This window comes from Trichococcus sp. K1Tr, assembly GCF_028309625.1.
Lineage (GTDB): Bacteria > Bacillota > Bacilli > Lactobacillales > Aerococcaceae > Trichococcus.
The window spans coordinates 60,098-76,927 of record NZ_JAQMHR010000011.1 but is presented as its reverse complement, the minus strand read 5'-3'; the positions used below and the strand labels follow the sequence as shown (position 1 = coordinate 76,927).

Here is a 16,830-nt window from a genome sequence, read left to right as displayed (position 1 = left end):
GTTACCGGATAAATCAAGGACGGGATTCATCGTATCCTAGAACGGTTCTGAATCCTAGAGTTCTCCGCCTAACGCTGTTCACGCCCACTCAGCCAAAAACGGGCTGTTTGGTCCTGAACCTCGTTAGTGCTCAAACTCTGAGCTTAGGATTCATCACACACTTTAGTAGTTGAACTCTGAATCCCAGAACTCTCCGCCTAAGTTGACAACCACACGCGGACAAAAAACGTCCGCTTTGCGTTTGTCCTCTTAGTGCTCGATTTCTAAACGGGATTCATCGTATCCTAGTATTCTTCTACATCTTTTCGTTCGCCTTTGAAGTTGTTTTTCTTTTGGTGGCGTTCGATGAGGACTTTGGTCACATCGGCTACGTCGACGCCTTGGTCGTACAGGAGTACGCCGAGGTGATAAAGCAGGTCTGCCGTTTCGTTGGCGACTTCTTCTTTGTCGTGATTTTTTGCGCCGATGACGACTTCAAAAGCCTCTTCGCCGAATTTCTTGGCAATTTTATCTGTTCCCTTGTCCAGCAAGTAGTTCGTGTAGGACTTTTCATCATGTCCGACAGCGCGCTGGCGGATCGTCTCTTCCAAGTCATCCAAACCAAAGGCAACCGGCACATCGAAACAGCTTTCCGTGTTACGGTGGCAAGTCGGGCCAGCCGGATCAATCATGATGAGCAACGCATCCTGATCGCAGTCCAGATACATGTCCTTCACGAACTGGTAATGCTCGCTGGACTCGCCTTTTTTCCAGAGCCGGTTCTTGCTTCTGGAAAAGAACCAGACAACCTCGTCCCGTTTCGTCAATTCGAAGGCCTCTTCATTCATGAAGCCGACCATCAAAACATTTTTGTTCGTAAAGTGCTGAAGAACGACAGTCAATAACCCTTTCGAAAAATCAGGCACTAGTGCATCGTATTTAGACATTGCGCATATCCACTCCATTCTCCGTGCAGCATTCTTTCACTTCGGCGATTGACACTTCTTCATCATGGAAGATTGAAGCTGCCAATCCTGCCGATACATCTGTTTCCTTGAACAAGGCGGCGAAATGCTGGGCATTGCCGCCGCCTCCGGAAGCGATGACAGGGATCGATACCAAGGCTTGGATTTTGTTCAGCAAACGGTGATCGAAGCCTTGCTTCATGCCATCATAATCCATGCTGGTGACCAGCAATTCGCCGGCCCCCAGCGCTTCCACTTGCTGCACCCAGTCCAACGTCTTGATGTCGGTCCGTTTTTTGCCGCCGTGGGTATAGCAATACCATTCCTCTTTATCGGCTTCCCATTTCGCATCGACAGCGATGCAGATGCATTGGCTGCCGAACTTGTCGCTTGCTTCCTTGATCAGCTGCGGATTCGCCAATGCTGATGAATTCAGGCTGACTTTATCCGCTCCGGCATTGAGCAGACGGGAAATGTCATCCGTCGACTTGATGCCGCCGCCGATCGTCATCGGGATGAACAGCTGTTGCGCCGTTTTGCGGATGACATCGATCATCAGATTGTGCCCGGTTTCGGTTGCCGAAATGTCCAGAAAGACAAGTTCATCCGCACCCAAAGCATTGTAGCGCTTCGCCAGTTCGACCGGATCGCCGATTTCACGCAATCCCTTGAATTGGATCCCTTTTACAACGGTGCCGTCCTTCACATCCAGGCAGGGTATGATCCGTTTCTTTATCATGCCAAGCCCTCCCAGAAGGCATCCGTATTGGCCGCTTTGCCGACGATCGCTGCCGCCACACCCAAAGCTGCCAATTTTTTGATGTCTTCGATGTTGCGGACGCCGCCAGATGCAGTTATGGGATGGGTCGAGAGTTCGACAAGCTTGCCCGTCAACTCAAAGTTCGGTCCGGCCATCTTGCCGTCTTTCGAGATATCCGTATAGATGATGCCGCCCAAAGCCATCGGATTCGTCGCTTCCACGACATCATAGATGGTCTGGCGGCCCGTTTCGGTCCAGCCGTTCACAGCAACCAGTTCACCTTTTGCATCCAGACCCAAGTAGATCTTGCCGGGATATTTCGCCGTCATCTCAGCCAACCATGGCAGATCCTGCAGCCCTTTCGTCCCGACGATCACATAGCTGGCGCCTTTTTCGAAATAGTGCTTGATGGTTTCTTCGGAACGGATGCCCCCGCCGATTTCGACAGGCAATGCGCTCTGTTGCAAAAGTTGCTCGATGAACGGTGTCTCTTCCGGTTTTTGGTTCAAGGCGCCCATCAAATCCACGATGTGGATGCGTTTCACTTGCTCATATTGCGCATAAAAAGCGATGGCTTCCTGAGGTGTGCGCTGCATTTCTTCTTTCGTGCCGTAGTCCCCTTCGGTCAGACGGACACTCTTGTTGTCGATCAAGTCGATCGCCGGCCAAATCTCTATCATTTATTTCCATCCCCCTTGCAAAGCTTGGTTCAAAATTTCCAGACCGTAATCCCCGCTTTTTTCCGGGTGGAACTGGATTCCGATGACATTGTCCTTCTGGACGATCGCCACGATTTCCTGACCATAGTCCGCCGTTGCCACAACATTTTCGTCGGTCACTACCTTATAGGAATGGATGAAATAGACATCCCGATCCAAACCTGGTTGGCTTGAATGCAGATTGTTCCAGCCCAAATGTGGAACCGGCAGGTCGCTGACGATGTATTTCACTTCGCCCGGCAAAAAGCCCAATCCATCCACATCGCCTTCTTCGCTGTGTTGGAACAGGAGTTGCATCCCGAGACAGATACCGATGAACGGCTTCGTCTGCTCCAACTCAGTCAGGAGTTCCCGCAAACCGATCGCATCGATCCGCTCGATGGCATCCTTGAAATGTCCCACTCCCGGCAAAACGATGACATCCGCCTTGCGCAATTCTGTTTCATCATGCGTCAGGACCGTTTCATAGCCCAGATAACGGATGGCGTTCGTCAGGTTCGCGATGTTTCCCAAACCATAATCAACGATTGCTATCATTCAATCACTCCTTTTGAGGAAGGCAAGCGCTGCACATCTGAATCGGCCATCGCGATGCGCAGGCTTTGCGCAAAAGCTTTGAAGACGGCTTCGATTTCATGGTGCGTGTTGCCGCCGCGAATCAAATCGATATGCGCCGTATAACGGGCATTGATGACCAATCCATGGAAAAATTCTTCAACCAGTTCCACATCGAAACTGCCCACTTTTTCTTTCGAAAACGCGGCATTGAAGCTCAGATAAGGGCGGCCGCTGATGTCGATGACGGAACGGGCCAAGGTTTCATCCATAGGCACATAGGCACTCCCGTAGCGGTTGATGGCGCCTTTGTCCTGACCCAGTTCAGCCAAAAGCTGCCCCAAGACGATACCGACATCCTCGCTTGTATGGTGATCGTCCACATCCGTGTCGCCGTCCACCTGCACATCCAAAACGAAGTGGCCATGGAAAGCGAACAGATCCAACATATGATTCAAGAAGCCCACACCTGTGTTGATGACGGAAGGTTCCAACCCTCGTTTCAAGGTGATGGCGATTTTCGTTTCTTTGGTAATGCGCTCTTTTGATACGCTCACAGCTGTTCTCTCCATTCTCTGATGATTTCGGCTAAGGCATCCAACTGTTCATCCGTGGCGATCGAGTAACGGACAGCCGTTTCGATGCACGCGATGCCTGATTTTTCATAGGTGCGCGGCTGATAGCCGTGGTCGATGATCCATTGGCCCAACGCGGGCGCCAATTCACCGTAAGTGAAGACGAAATTTGTTTCGCTCGGCAGCACGGAAAGAATATCCCCTACGCCTTCATTGAAAATTTTCTTCAATTTGGCGGAAAGCCGGCGCTGATCAGCCATGAAGGCCCTCAGCCTTTCCGGATGCTCCAGCAGGAAAGCCGCTATGCTCAAAGATAAGGTATTGAGCGGATAAGGATGCGCGATGGAGTTCAACAACTGCATCGTCTTCTCCGTCGAACTGGCGATGCCGATGCGCAGACCAGCCAATCCGTAGATTTTTGACAAGGTACGCAAAAGGATGACATGATCCCCGACCGGCCGTGCCGGCGGATTGTCCACGAAATCCATATAAGCCTCGTCCAAAATCAGATAGCCGCCATATGCAGCCAGCAGATCCGCTGTCTTTTCGATGAAAGCGGCAGGGTGCAGCCCGCCCAGCGGGTTGTTCGGTTGCGAAACGATGAAATAGGAAGGTTTTTCCTTCTCGATGACGGCATACACCTCGTCATAGTCAAACGAATAATCCGCTCTGCATGGCACTTTGATGATTTCGCGTTGGAATTGCGCGGCGTACTCTTCGTACATCACAAAATCCGGTTCCAGCATCAGTATCGGACCATCCCCCAAAAGGATCGTACACTTCTGGATCCATTCATCCGATCCGTTGGCAAAAGCGATCAGGGCGGGATCCTCGCCGTGGAAAGCGGCGTACGCTTCCGTCAGGCGGTCGATGGCATCGTCCGTATACTCCTGGAAGCGCGTCGCTACAGCTATTTCGGCAATTTCTTCATTTGTCAGTGCACGGATGGGACTTTCATTTTTGTTGATGCGGATCATTTGTCGTCCCCCATTCTGACAGCCAAGGAATCGTGGTGGGCCTGCAGCGACTCTTCGGTCGCAATCAGCATCCCGGCCGGGGCCATTTTGCGGAACGTTTCTTTCTTCAGGTTCAGGACAGAGTTCGGGCGCAGGAAGTCGTTTACGGACAAACCGTTCGCAAAGCGGGCATTGCCTCCGGTCGGCAGCACATGGCTTGGTCCGGCAACATAATCTCCGATCGCTTCAGGCGAATATTCGCCGATGAAGATCGCTCCGGCTGTTTCGATGGCATCTATGTAGTCTTCTGCGTCTTTTGTCTGGATCGAGACGTGCTCTCCCGCAATCAGGTTCACGACTTCGATGTTCTCTTCTTTACCGCTCGTCAAGATCGGGAAGTGGTTGTGCTTCAAACTCTCCTCGATGACCTCGATGCGGCTTTGTTTCGCTTTCTGGACAAGCAGCTCGGCTTCGATGGCGGCCAATTTCTCTTCGTTGTCGCAGACAAGGAAAGTGCGGGCCAATTCATCATGCTCGGCTTGCGCCAACAGGTCGATGGCAACCCATTCGTTGTTCGCCGTTTCGTCAACGACTACGACGATTTCGGATGGTCCGGCGATCGAATCGATGCCGACATCTCCGTACACCAATTTTTTGGCCAAGGCGACGTATTGGTTCCCGGGTCCGACGATTTTGTCGACGCGCGGAATGGTTTCCGTCCCGTAAGCCAGGGCAGCAACTGCTTGGGCTCCGCCCACTTGATAAACGTGGGTCACGCCGCAGATATAGCAAGCGGCCAAAGTTGCTTGGTTGATGGCGGTCTTTTGCGGAGGGGTCACGACGATCGTTTCCTTTACGCCCGCTACATTAGCCAATACGGCAGTCATGAGCACTGTGGAAGGATAACTTGCTTTGCCGCCCGGCACATAGATGCCGACTTTGTTCAATGGATGGATTTTCTGGTACAGTTCCCCTGCCGGAGACTGTTGCCATTTGATGCTTTCTTGGTAGACCGTGATGTTGTCGCGGGCTTCCTCCAAGGCAGCGCGCAAGTCCGCATCCAAGCTGTCATAGGCTTCCTTGATGACGCTCTGCGGCACTTCCAATTCCGTGATGTCCGCCCCATCGAAGCGTTTTGCGTATTCGAACAGCGCAGCGTCGCCTTTTTCCTGGACCGTCTGAATGATTTCCATCACGGCTTGCGTCTTCGAAAAGTCGATTGTGTTTTTGGTTTTGTAAGCTTCCTTGAACGTTTTAGTTGTGTACATTATTCGTCACCTTCAATTGATTGATTATAGTCTGGATTTCATCATATTTGGAGAAATAAGCGTGCTTGTTCGAAATCAGGCGTGCATTGATTTCATCAAGGCGGACTTGCTCGCTTAAACCATTATCATGCAGCGTTTTGCCTGATTGGACGATATCCATGATGGCATCCGCCATATCGATGGTAGCGGCCAATTCTACGGACCCATTCAGCTTGATGATCTTCACGGGTTGCTTGATGGAATCAAAATATTGTCTGGTGAAGTTCACGTACTTCGTCGCAACCACTGGATAAACGTCCTTCTTCTCTTTGCTGGCGATGGCGAAATGGCAATAGCCGAAAGGCAGATCCATCAGATTGTTGATGTTGCAGTTCTGCTCGATCAGAATATCGCTTCCGGTGATGCCCAGATCCGCGATCCCTTCCTCCACATATACGGGCACATCTTCCCCTTTAACCAAAATGAAGCGGGTGTCCTTTGTCTGAATGACCAATTCCCGAGAAACGGACTTCAATGCTGTCGACCATTCCGTCAGGTTGATTTCGTCCAAGTATTGGATAAAATCCTTAAGCTGTCTGCCTTTTGATAGCGCGATAGTAATCATTTTTTCCCTCCGTTAATTGTTGATGGCCATTCCGAATGCTTTGGAAGAGCTTGTGTATTGACCGCCCGATGCTACGGGTTCCGTTTGGTTTTCTCCGTACAGTTGGATAAAAATCCCTTTGTAATAAGATTGGTTCGGCAACGCCAGCATATCCGCGTAGACGTAATCCACGTTCTTGCTTTTCAGAGTCGATTCCCATTCCGCCAGTTCATTCAAATGTCCTGTCAGTTCAGGATAGTGTTCTTTCAGATAGCCGGCCTGTTCGGTAGGTGCTTGGTCCATCAAACCGATCAGCGGATGGTCCGCACCCAAACGATGCTTCAAGGCATCCTGGTTTCTTTCGCAGATGAACTTGCGGACGGAAGGATCTTCCAACTCCCTAGGGCTCAGAATTTTTTTCAGTAATTTGTTATGGCTGACTACCGCAACCGATAAGGAAAGGTCCAATTCCTTCTCCATGAATGTGATCATATCGCCCAGAACCTCGATTTGTTTCGGAATCGAGTCGGTAAATGTTTCCACACCCAATTGGTGACGCTCTTTAAGCAGCGAATAGACCGGGCCGGAATAGGCTATTTTATCGGCGCGTAAATGGTACTGCTTGCGGTATCTCACGATGGCATTCGTCCAGTCACTGCGCAGGGCGAAAAGTTTATCGCCGCTTTGCCATTTATGCCGGTTCAGCATCAGGTGCAAGTCATCATGAGACAGTTGTGTCCACTCAAATTTCTCTACGACTCCCAGGTCGATCAGATCGTACCCTAAGTGGTGGAAATGATGGAGAAACCCCATCTCTCTTTGTTTCTTCGCTAGCAACGATTCATTCGTCATCATTTCGTCCAAACTGTCTCACTCCCATTTCTTTTTGATAGCCCATCTGTTATCCTTAGAATATCGTTAGAATACCATTAGACGTTGGTGTTATCATACCATAGAAAGGTGCTACATTGTATCCTAAAATGATGACACTTTACGAAGGAAGGAAGATAGAAGATGCTAAGCGACAGACACGTCCATACCCCCTATTGCCTGCACGGTTCATCCGATGCTATGGAAAATTATGTGAAGGTTGCCATCGAGGCCGGCCTCGAGTCCCTCACATTCACGGAACACGCCCCTTTACCGATGGAAGATCCGCTTCCGGACAAGGATAGTTCGATGCGTCCTGAAGATGTCGATGCCTACCTTTCCGAAGTCCGCTTACTTGCCAAGAAGTATCAAGGCAGTATCGAAATCCACGCCGGTTTTGAATTTGATTATCTGGAAGGAAAAGAAAAAGAAACGCGTGCCTTCCTGGAAAAATACCCAGAGACCGTCCCCCACTCGATTCTGAGCGTGCATTTCGTGCAGCTCGCGCCGGAAGAATACTTCTGCATCGACTTGGATCGCGAATCCTTCACGCAAAAAGGCACGGAAATCGGCTACGAAACCCTCTACAGCCTTTACGAAGCGGCAGTCAAAAAAGCTTTGGCGCTTCCGTATGGAGAACTGACCCCGAAAAAAATCGGCCACATCAATCTGATCCATAAGTTCCAAAAGGCCTACAGCGTCAGCGACCCGATCGACTGGAAGCTACTGTTGGATAAGGTGAAGGAGAGCGGGTACACCCTTGATTACAATTTTGCCGGAATCGACAAACCGGACTACGGCAAAACTTACCCGGATCCGGAAATGATGGCTTACGCCATAAAAATCGGCCTCACCTACGAGAAGGGTTCCGATGCCCACGCCTCCCATGAAGTCGCCCGTTATTTCGGCACGGCAACAGAAACGGAATATGATGACTGGAAAGAAGCCTGAAAATGGCTTCTTTTTTTAATAGTCTTATCCTGTCAGCGCCGAGCCTTCGGAATTGAATTTCCTGTCGAATACTGGTACATTTATCTAGTAACCAAAAGTATTACATCTAGTATCGAAAACTAGATTAAATTTTTTTTAGTTCAGAAAGCAGGTTTTCCCGTGAAGCTTAAACCAGAATTGGAAGAATACCAGCAACAGCTGCTCGACTTGACGTTCATCCGATTTGACGAGCTGCCTGATTTTGGCCTCTACAGCGATCAAGTGATCGCCATCATCGAAAAGCAATTGAGTTTCCTGAACGCCACCCAAGAAGAGCGCATCATCACACCGACTATGATCAATAATTACGTAAAACTGCAGCTGATCGATAAACCAGAGAAAAAGAAATATTTCAAAACCCACATCGCCCAACTGATCGTCATCACCTTGCTCAAACAGGTATTGCCGTTGTCAGAGGTGAAAAAAGGCCTGGAACTGCAAGTATCCATCCGCGGATTCCAGATTGCGTACGACACCTTCTGCCAAGAATTGGAGTATGCTTTCCGGATGCTCTTCCGTGATCTCGACAAGAAAGAGCATTTCACTTATACCTTGGAGGACATCCACAGCGAAAACATCGCTTTGAAAATGATCACGCTGTCGCTTGCTTCGAAATTGTTGACACAAAAAATCATATTGGTCGATGGCGTCAGTCACGCATCCAATAAAGGGGAGAATACTAATGATGAAACCTAATTCCATCGCCGTCTTGGCCGATTCCTGCAATGATATTCCGCAGGAGCTGCTCGAAAAATACCACATCTACATCTTGCCGTTGATGATCAATTATAAAGACGCGAGCTATCGCGACCGGGTCGACATCACGCCGGAGCAAGTCTACGAAAGATTCCAGGAAGAGATACCGAAGACAAGCCTGCCGTTGCCGGAAACGATTGTCGAAACTTTCGCCAAAATCAAAGCGGACGGCTTTGATCAAGTGATCGTATCCGCCATTTCCAGCGGGTTGAGCGGCACCTGCCAAGCCATCAAATTGTTGGCGGACGATATCGAGGATATGCAGATCGTTGTCATCGATACGCTGAATATCGCCATCGCATCCGGATTTGTGGCACTTTTCGCTGCCGAGCAGATCGAAGCGGGACTTCCCTTTGATGAAGTCGTTTCGAAAACACAAGCAGCCGTGAAAAAGTCCACCATCCTTTTCGGGGTCGGCACCTTGGAGTATCTGATGAAAGGCGGCCGCATCGGTAAAGTCTCCGGGATCCTCGGAAGCGCCTTGAACATCAAACCGATCATCTCCTGCAACGAAGAAGGCATCTACGACACGGTCGCAAAAGTGCGTGGCCGCAAACAGAGCATCCAGAAATTGATCGATATGACCCGCGAAAAACTGGGTCAGCACAAAAATTATTACTTGTCCATCTGCCATGGTGATGCCTACGATGAGATGCTCGTTATGAAAGAACAACTGAAAGATCTGGTAGCCGGAGCTAAAATATACGCCGAAGGCCAAATCTCGCCGGTATTGGGTGTCCACACCGGACCTGGTCTGCTGGGCATCGGTATCATGGTACTTGAGGACTAAAACAGAGTGTGATGATTCGCGGGAGGGGATGAGCACTAAGAGGACTAACACTAAGCGGACGTTTTTTGTCCGTGTGTGTTAGTCAACTTAGGCGGAATCCCCTGCGAATCAGAACACGTTTAATAAGAGTGTGATGATCCCGCTGGCCGGAGAACAGCGTCGAAATTCCGGTGTACCTCAGGCCGGGCCGCTGTCCCCGGAGGACACCGGCAATGATCCGCCTCAGCTCCGGTGAAGCCTTCCTTGTCGGAGAACGCAACCAGAATGTCGGGCGAACTCCGGCGAAGCCTCCGTTCTCCGGAGGTCGCAAACACAAAAAGAGTGGCTGCCCGAAAGGGCAATATCATTAACTTAAGCAACTTGACAACTTTAAAAAAAACGAGAATGCAAAATGCATCCTCGCTTTTTTTTGATGAGAGGTGGAATCTTTTCCTACCCTTCGGGTTTCCCGTTATACTTAATGTAGGATGGTCAACACATTAAAAGGAGGGTTCAAAAATGACGGTCCAACTGATGTCATTTCAGGAATATATTGAGGAGGCCCAAATTATCTATCTGGAAGATATCCGCGAAGGGAACCCACATGCTTTTACCCGAAAAAGGAAAACTACCCCTATCGCATTGATGCTTCAAATGTTTGCGCAAAAGGGGAACTCCCAATTTTGCGAACTCTTAAATTTCTACGAGGATCAGGGGAAGCCTCTCGACATTTCAACCGTCGCTTTTTATAAGGCCCGAATGAACTATAATCCCAAAGCCATCCGGTTGATGATGACTGACTACATGTCCATGATTTATGAAGAGAACGATGACCAATTGGTCAAGCTGAACGGATACATTGTGACTGCGATAGACGGTTCTGACATCATCCTGCCCTCCACGGAGGAAAACGCCAAGAAATACGGTGTGGTTCCTAATCCCAAGGCATCTGCCACTCCGGTGATGGCCTCCGTCTCCCTCCTTTATGATTGTATCAACAAATTGGTGATTGACACGTTTGTCGGTCCGTACAAGAGCAGCGAACGCGACTCGGCTTCGCAACATCTTCACGTATTGAAAGAAACGCTTCGGCAACCGACGATTACCGTGTTTGATCGCGGCTATTTCTCGATGCGTCTGGTTCACCAACTAATCCAGGACGGGCAAAAATTCGTGATGCGGATGGATCACCAGAACTTAAAGCGTTATTCCAGCCAACTGTCTGTCGGGCAAGATCAAACTTTTGATGTCACCTTTGACAGATATCAGACAAATGACTACAGGAATGATCGGATTTTCCGAGCAACCTTGATGAGTACAGTTTATCCCTTGAGGTTTATAAAAATTCCACTTCACAAGAAGGACAGCGATAAGATAGAGGACGAAGTCCTTTTGACGAATCTAACACCTGCAGAATTTTCATCCGACGACTTGAATGAAGTGTACCGATTGAGATGGGAAATCGAAACTGCCTACAACGTCCTGAAAAACCGGATGAAGTTAGAAGAGTTCAGTGGCATTCGGGAACGGTTGATTCTTCAGGACATTTATTGTAGTGTCTGGTTGTACAACCTGACGATGCTTCATCTAATCGAAGTGAGCGAAACAAGAGCCATCCCCCAAGAGCGTTATAAATATGAAATGAAGCAAAATCTCAGCATCGCTATCGGAATCGTGAAAACCTATTTCATACGATCGTTCATGAGTGAAACACGCGAACAACGGAGAGAAAGTTTCGAACAAATGAGTGCGTTGCTTACCAATCACCTTGTCCCCGTCCGCCCAAATCGGGCGGCCAAAAGGAAGACTCCGGTGAACAAATCTAGACGATCTTATCGTTACACATATTAACTTGGATTCCCTATAAAATTGTAAAGGGGATCATTTAAAGCTTGATAAATAGATGTTTACCTGTTGAACCACGTTATAGTAATTCGGGAATGAAGGTGTTAGGGCAACTTTTTTCATGGAGTTGCCTCGCTTCGTCGTGCTTTCGATTGTTAGAAAAAAAAGAGACAGTGGAAACGTGAGAATTTCTCTCCCATTTCCACTGTCTTTTTTTGTCAATACCCTTAAGTTAATGACATTGCCCGAAAGGGCAGCCACTCTTTTTGTGCTATCTGTTCTTAGTTTGATTTCATCAATTCATCGACGTAAGCAACTGTTTCCGGTTGGTTTGCTTCGATTTCAGCGATTTTCTCTGCGAATTGTGGCAAGTGCTCTTTGTGTGCATACAATAATTCATCCAACAAAGTCTTAGCCGTTGTACCGCCTGGTACTAGCGGGTTGATTGTGAATGCTTGCAATGCCGCGCCGTAGCTGCCTGTGATGGCTGCGCGGATGACCGTTTCTTCCATCGCTTTCATGCCTTGCAATAAGCCACGGGCCGCGGAAGGCATTTCACCCCAGTTGTATGGTTCTGCGCCATGAGCTGTGATCAAAGCGGAAACTTCTACGACGCAATCATAAGGCATATCTTGGATCGTACCGTTGTTCGCTGTTGATACGACCATGTCCGTGCGTTTGTCGTTTTGGATCGACGCGATCACTTCGCAGGCTGCATCGCTGTAGTGCGTACCGCCGCGTTGCGATAATTCTTCCGGTTTGTAGTTCAAAGCAGGATCTTTGTAAAGTTCGAACAAGCGCGTTTCTGTTGCCTTGACGACTTGTGCACGCGTTTCGCCTTTTTCGAACTCTTCGATGGAATGCTTCAACATTTCATCTTCGATATAGTAATAACGGTGGTATCCGCATGGAAGCAATCCTAAGTCCTTCAATTGCTCGTAGTGGAATTGCGCACTGTGGATATTTTTCAGATGGTTTTCATCTTCTGTTTTTTGTGGTCCGTAAACCATATCGATCACTTCATCTGTGCGTTCAGCGCCCTTGTCATCCCAGACACGGTGCCAGTGGAAATGGTTGATTCCAGCAAATTTGAATAATAATTCCTCTTCAGGAATCGCTAATTTTTCTGCTGCGACTTTGCGGTGTCCGATCGGAACATTGCATAGGCCGATTGTTTTCTTCCAACCGAAATGTTTGATGGCTGCTTCAGTCACCATACCTGCAGGGTTCGTAAAGTTGATCAACCATGCATCCGGACATTGCACTCTCATATCCGCAATGATTTGACCGATGATCGGAATCGTACGGAAAGCTTTGAACATTCCGCCTGCACCATTGGTTTCTTGACCCAAAACACCATGGGACAATGGAATGCGCTCATCTTTGATACGAGCATTCAGTAAACCTACACGGAATTGCGTCGTTACGAAATCCGCATCTTTCAAAGCATTGAAACGATCCAATGTTAAGTGGACTTCCCAGTCCAATCCAGCCGCCTCGACTTGGCGTTTCGCCATTGCGCCGACGATTTCCAGTTTTTCTTTACCTGCTTCGATATCCACCAACCAAATTTCTTTGATAGGCAATTCATCTTTTCTTAAGATGTATCCTTCAATCAATTCCGGTGTATAACTGGAACCTCCACCAATCGTTACAATCTTCAAAGCTTCTTTCGACATGCATGCTTCCTCCTATTTTTGGTTACTTTTTTGCTTTCCGGCTCGGCCGGCTCAAAAATTCTGTCGTGACAATGCATTCCCTAGCAAAAACGGCTAATGTCCCCCAACACCCGGTCAGGAAAGGCTTTCATTCCAGCCGTCCGTGAAAGGGCTTTTCGCTTTCATGATTTCATTTTAGCACAACCCCGGTGCATCCGGAGAATCCCCTTACATTTTGATTGCAGGTTCCCCCTAATGATTTTCGTTTCAGAAATGAAACAGTTTGTTTCATCCTCAAAGGATATCCAGCGCCGTTTTGCGGGCGGGTGCCGGGAACCTTTTGTCCAGCAGTTTCAGATCTTCATCATCCAGACGGATTTTGGAAGCCTGGGCATTGAGATACGTGTGGTCGGGATTTGATGAGCGCGGTATCGCTGCAATGTCCGGATGGATGATGCACCACGCCAGAATGATTTGGATCGCTTCGACACCGTGTTTTTTGGCGATGCTCTGCACTTCCTCGCTCTCCAGCAGTTGCTCGCGCAACCTGCCTCCCTGGGCTAATGGCGAGTAGGCCATGATCGGAATGTTGTGCTCCCGTTGCCATTTCAGCAAATCGTACTCTATTCCGCGGGAGCCCAAATGATACAAAACCTGATTGACTTGGCATTGGTTCCCGTGCTCCATCGACAAGAGGTTCTGCATATCATGGATATCGAAATTGGAAACGCCCCATCTGCCGATTTTCCCTTCCGCCTTCAGCTGTTCCATTCCGGCTATCGTTTGCGACAAAGGTACACTTCCGCGCCAATGCAGCAAATAAAGATCCAAGTGGTCCGTATCCAATCTGCGCAAACTTTCGGCACAGGCTGCCAAAATTTCATTCCGGCTCGCCCGATGGGGATACACTTTGGAAACAAGGTAAACCTGGTCGCGGATGCCTTTGATCGCTTCACCCACCAAGTGCTCCGACTTCCCGTCCCCATACATTTCAGCTGTATCGATAAGGGTCATGCCCAGTTGCACGCCTAAACGCAAAGCCTCGATTTCCTCTTGCCTTTTTTCAGGATCTTCCCCCAAGTACCATGTTCCTTGCCCCACTTGCGGCATCATGCTGCCATCCGGCAACGCCACCATCCGATTGGCATTTTCCCTCTGCAGAGACGCCATTGTATGTTCGTCTATGTTCGTCATTTACAGACACCATCCTTTCTGTTTTCGACAATATTCCTTACATCAAGTATACCTTTTTTTGTCGTTAATACAAAAATAATCATAGCGCTTCCATATTTTTCGATTCGGTGGCCTTTTCCTTTGGCGATTTCGATTTTGTGGCTTATGATAAGGATATAAAACTATTTTGGCTATCATCAAAGTCTGATTAAGTGAATCAAGGAGGACGAGTGGATGAAATACAGGAATCTAGGGAAAAGTGGTTTGCGCGTCAGCGAAATCGCACTGGGCAGTTGGTTGACCTATGGAAAATCAGTAGCGGATCAGACAGCGGAGGAATGCATCCGGACCGCGTATGATGCAGGCATCAACTTTTTCGACACAGCCAACGTTTATGAAAAGGGTGCTGCTGAGACCGTGCTCGGAAAAGTGTTGAAGGACTATCGGCGCTCCAGTTTGGTCGTCGCCAGCAAAGTCTATTTCCCGATGGGCGATGGGCCGAACGACAGGGGCTTGTCGCGCAAACACATCATCGAATCCTGCGACGCCAGCCTGAAACGCCTGGATATGGATTATATGGACCTTTACCAATGCCACCGTTACGATCCGAGCGTACCGATGGAGGAAACGCTCTGGGCGCTCGATGATCTGCAGCGTCAGGGCAAGATCCTTTATGCCGGCGTCAGCGAATGGCCAGCCGACAAAATCCAGGAAGCCCACCAGATCGCAAAACAGCATAATTTCCGGCCGCTCATTTCCAACCAACCGATCTACAATATGATCGAGCGCTACATCGAGGTCGATGTGCTGCCCGTCTCCGTCGCCAACGGAATGGGCCAAGTCGTCTTTTCCCCATTGGGACAAGGCATCCTGACCGGCAAGTACAAATCCGGACAACAAGTTCCGGAAGGCAGCCGTGCCGCCAACAGCAAGCTGAACAGCACGATGCAAAAGTATCTGGAAAACGAGTCCCTGTTGGAAGCCGTCGGAGAAATCGAAGCCATCGCGCATGAATTGGAAATAACCATGCCGCAAATGGCTTTGGCCTGGATTCTGCGCCAACCCGGCGTCAGCTCGGCCATCATCGGCGCCAGCCGTCCGGAGCAGATTGAGGATAACATCAAGTCGGTGGATATCGAATTGACGGATGAACTGTTGCTTGGCATCAACCAAATTTTATTGAAAGTGAGCAGCTTCAAACCGCGAAGCTGATTGTGGGATGAATCAATCCGGGAAACCGGACGCCGAAAAGGCCACCTTGATCGATAAGGGTGGCCTTTTTGGTGTTCTCCATTCATTTGTTCTCCTGATCCAATAAAAATATGGGACCTCCGGTGAACGGAGGCTTCGCAGGAGTTCGCCCAACATTTCTGCTTGCGTTCTCCGATGAGGAAGCTCTCGCCGGAGTTGCGGTTGAAGACGGCCGGCGTGCTCCGGCAAGCGAAGCTTCACCGGAGCTGAGCGGAAATCCGAAAGTTCCGAACCGCTCTGCTCAGCCCGTCGGCTCTTAATCCAACGCTAAAATTTCCAGGATGGAACGGACATCGCGGACCGACACCTGACCGGGCGCGGAAACCTCTTTGGCCGCCGCAAAAGTCAGGCACGAACCGAACAGTTCTCCTGCCAACCGCGAAATGACGCCGTATTTGCCCATCGACATCGTGATGCACGGGCGGTCAGCTTTCGCTTTTTTCATTTCCAACGTCGCCGCCAGCAGCGTCAGGACATCCTCCTCGCTCTGCGGCATGACCGCAATCTTCGTGATATCCGCCCCGAGTTCCTGCATCTTCACCAATCTTGCGACGATTTCCTCTTTAGGCGGCGTACGGAAAAAATCGTGGCTCGACAGAACGACTTTCACGTTTTTTTCGTTCGCTTCGGCAATCAACTTGATCACGTCTTCTTCTGAACTGAATAGCTCGAGATCGATCATGTCCACCAATCCGCTCCGGATTGCGAAACGGTTCAGTTCGAAATAATTATCCAAATTCAGTTCGCGCTCTCCGCCCTCTTTTTTGGTGCGGAAGGTGAACAGCAACGGCTTTTTGTAAAGGCTGTTGATTTCGGTCAATAATGCTTCGACCTGCTCCGGGTGCTCTACCCCTTCGAAAAAATCGATGCGCAACTCCGCCAGATCGAAAGCGACGTTCTCCAGCATTTTTACCTCGGCAATGATTTCCTGTTTTGTTTTCCCTACCAACGGCACGCAGATTTTCGGCCTGCCTTCGTTGAAGACGACATCTTTCACTTGAACGGTTTTCACTGGTGTATCCCCTCCATGGCGCATTCCTGTCCCTCTCCCTTGAATATTTCCGGTCAAAGGAAGCTGAACTTACGAGTATATGTTACTTCCCATTTTATCGTTTATTGCGCCAAAAGCATAGGAGCACTTTGCGGAAGTTTTTCCAT

General features: G+C 49.3%; 17 protein-coding genes. 5 read left to right on the top strand and 12 right to left on the bottom strand.

The window, feature by feature from the left end; genetic code table 11:
* Nucleotides 1-284 precede the first annotated feature (284 nt).
* From hisIE to PH235_RS13550, 9 genes are read right to left on the bottom strand one after another with little or no spacing between them, the layout of a single operon-like run.
* A complete protein-coding gene (hisIE, locus tag PH235_RS13590) occupies nucleotides 285-926 on the bottom strand; it encodes a bifunctional phosphoribosyl-AMP cyclohydrolase/phosphoribosyl-ATP diphosphatase HisIE (protein WP_272162833.1) in 642 nt (213 codons plus the stop codon).
* Nucleotides 919-1,683 carry an imidazole glycerol phosphate synthase subunit HisF gene (hisF, locus tag PH235_RS13585; protein ID WP_119092716.1) on the bottom strand — a complete coding sequence of 255 codons (765 nt, stop codon included), beginning with the start codon at nucleotides 1,681-1,683 and terminating at the stop codon, nucleotides 919-921. The genes hisIE and hisF overlap by 8 nt, the downstream gene beginning before the upstream one ends.
* Nucleotides 1,680-2,384: a 1-(5-phosphoribosyl)-5-((5-phosphoribosylamino)methylideneamino)imidazole-4-carboxamide isomerase gene (gene hisA / locus PH235_RS13580; protein ID WP_272162832.1), complete on the bottom strand. Its 705-nt coding sequence runs from the start codon at nucleotides 2,382-2,384 to the stop codon at nucleotides 1,680-1,682. The genes hisF and hisA overlap by 4 nt, the downstream gene beginning before the upstream one ends.
* Nucleotides 2,385-2,960, bottom strand: a complete 576-nt coding sequence (gene hisH, locus PH235_RS13575; protein ID WP_272162831.1) for an imidazole glycerol phosphate synthase subunit HisH — start codon at nucleotides 2,958-2,960, stop codon at nucleotides 2,385-2,387.
* The gene (gene hisB, locus PH235_RS13570) at nucleotides 2,957-3,535 is read right to left on the bottom strand and encodes an imidazoleglycerol-phosphate dehydratase HisB (RefSeq protein WP_443080890.1); all 579 of its coding nucleotides are present in this window, start codon (nucleotides 3,533-3,535) and stop codon (nucleotides 2,957-2,959) included. Before hisB ends, hisH begins: the two co-directional genes overlap by 4 nt.
* Nucleotides 3,532-4,530, bottom strand: coding sequence for a pyridoxal phosphate-dependent aminotransferase (locus PH235_RS13565; protein WP_272162829.1), 999 nt, complete (start codon nucleotides 4,528-4,530; stop codon nucleotides 3,532-3,534). The genes hisB and PH235_RS13565 overlap by 4 nt, the downstream gene beginning before the upstream one ends.
* On the bottom strand, nucleotides 4,527-5,777 hold the full coding sequence (gene hisD, locus PH235_RS13560; RefSeq protein ID WP_272162828.1) for a histidinol dehydrogenase: 1,251 nt from the start codon (nucleotides 5,775-5,777) through the stop codon (nucleotides 4,527-4,529). Before hisD ends, PH235_RS13565 begins: the two co-directional genes overlap by 4 nt.
* Nucleotides 5,764-6,381, bottom strand: coding sequence for an ATP phosphoribosyltransferase (gene hisG / locus PH235_RS13555; RefSeq protein WP_119092720.1), 618 nt, complete (start codon nucleotides 6,379-6,381; stop codon nucleotides 5,764-5,766). Before hisG ends, hisD begins: the two co-directional genes overlap by 14 nt.
* Before the next feature lie 12 nt (nucleotides 6,382-6,393).
* Nucleotides 6,394-7,215 (bottom strand): ATP phosphoribosyltransferase regulatory subunit, encoded by an 822-nt coding sequence (locus PH235_RS13550; protein WP_272162845.1) that lies wholly within the window; start codon nucleotides 7,213-7,215, stop codon nucleotides 6,394-6,396.
* A gap of 159 nt (nucleotides 7,216-7,374) precedes the next feature.
* Here PH235_RS13550 and hisJ point away from each other — a divergent pair, with 159 nt between their 5' ends.
* The 4 genes from hisJ (at nucleotide 7,375) to PH235_RS13530 (ending at nucleotide 11,596) form a co-directional block, all read left to right on the top strand.
* Nucleotides 7,375-8,181, top strand: a complete 807-nt coding sequence (gene hisJ, locus PH235_RS13545; RefSeq protein WP_272162827.1) for a histidinol-phosphatase HisJ — start codon at nucleotides 7,375-7,377, stop codon at nucleotides 8,179-8,181.
* 159 nt (nucleotides 8,182-8,340) lie between these two features.
* The gene (locus tag PH235_RS13540; protein ID WP_272162826.1) at nucleotides 8,341-8,916 is read left to right on the top strand and encodes a DUF1836 domain-containing protein; all 576 of its coding nucleotides are present in this window, start codon (nucleotides 8,341-8,343) and stop codon (nucleotides 8,914-8,916) included.
* Nucleotides 8,906-9,766, top strand: a complete 861-nt coding sequence (locus tag PH235_RS13535) for a DegV family protein (RefSeq protein ID WP_272162844.1) — start codon at nucleotides 8,906-8,908, stop codon at nucleotides 9,764-9,766. The genes PH235_RS13540 and PH235_RS13535 overlap by 11 nt, the downstream gene beginning before the upstream one ends.
* Nucleotides 9,767-10,264: 498 nt before the next feature.
* Nucleotides 10,265-11,596, top strand: a complete 1,332-nt coding sequence (locus tag PH235_RS13530; RefSeq protein ID WP_272162825.1) for an IS4 family transposase — start codon at nucleotides 10,265-10,267, stop codon at nucleotides 11,594-11,596.
* 275 nt (nucleotides 11,597-11,871) lie between these two features.
* Here PH235_RS13530 and PH235_RS13525 read toward each other — a convergent pair whose 3' ends face one another.
* Complete coding sequence (locus PH235_RS13525) at nucleotides 11,872-13,269, bottom strand: 6-phospho-beta-glucosidase (protein WP_108033486.1); 1,398 nt, start codon at nucleotides 13,267-13,269, stop codon at nucleotides 11,872-11,874.
* A gap of 273 nt (nucleotides 13,270-13,542) precedes the next feature.
* Complete coding sequence (locus tag PH235_RS13520; RefSeq protein ID WP_272162824.1) at nucleotides 13,543-14,442, bottom strand: aldo/keto reductase; 900 nt, start codon at nucleotides 14,440-14,442, stop codon at nucleotides 13,543-13,545.
* 213 nt (nucleotides 14,443-14,655) lie between these two features.
* Here PH235_RS13520 and PH235_RS13515 point away from each other — a divergent pair, with 213 nt between their 5' ends.
* Nucleotides 14,656-15,633 (top strand): aldo/keto reductase family protein, encoded by a 978-nt coding sequence (locus tag PH235_RS13515; RefSeq protein ID WP_272162823.1) that lies wholly within the window; start codon nucleotides 14,656-14,658, stop codon nucleotides 15,631-15,633.
* A gap of 295 nt (nucleotides 15,634-15,928) precedes the next feature.
* Here the strand turns inward: PH235_RS13515 and aroD are convergent, their stop codons facing one another.
* Complete coding sequence (gene aroD / locus PH235_RS13510) at nucleotides 15,929-16,708, bottom strand: type I 3-dehydroquinate dehydratase (RefSeq protein WP_272162822.1); 780 nt, start codon at nucleotides 16,706-16,708, stop codon at nucleotides 15,929-15,931.
* Nucleotides 16,709-16,830: the final 122 nt, after the last annotated feature.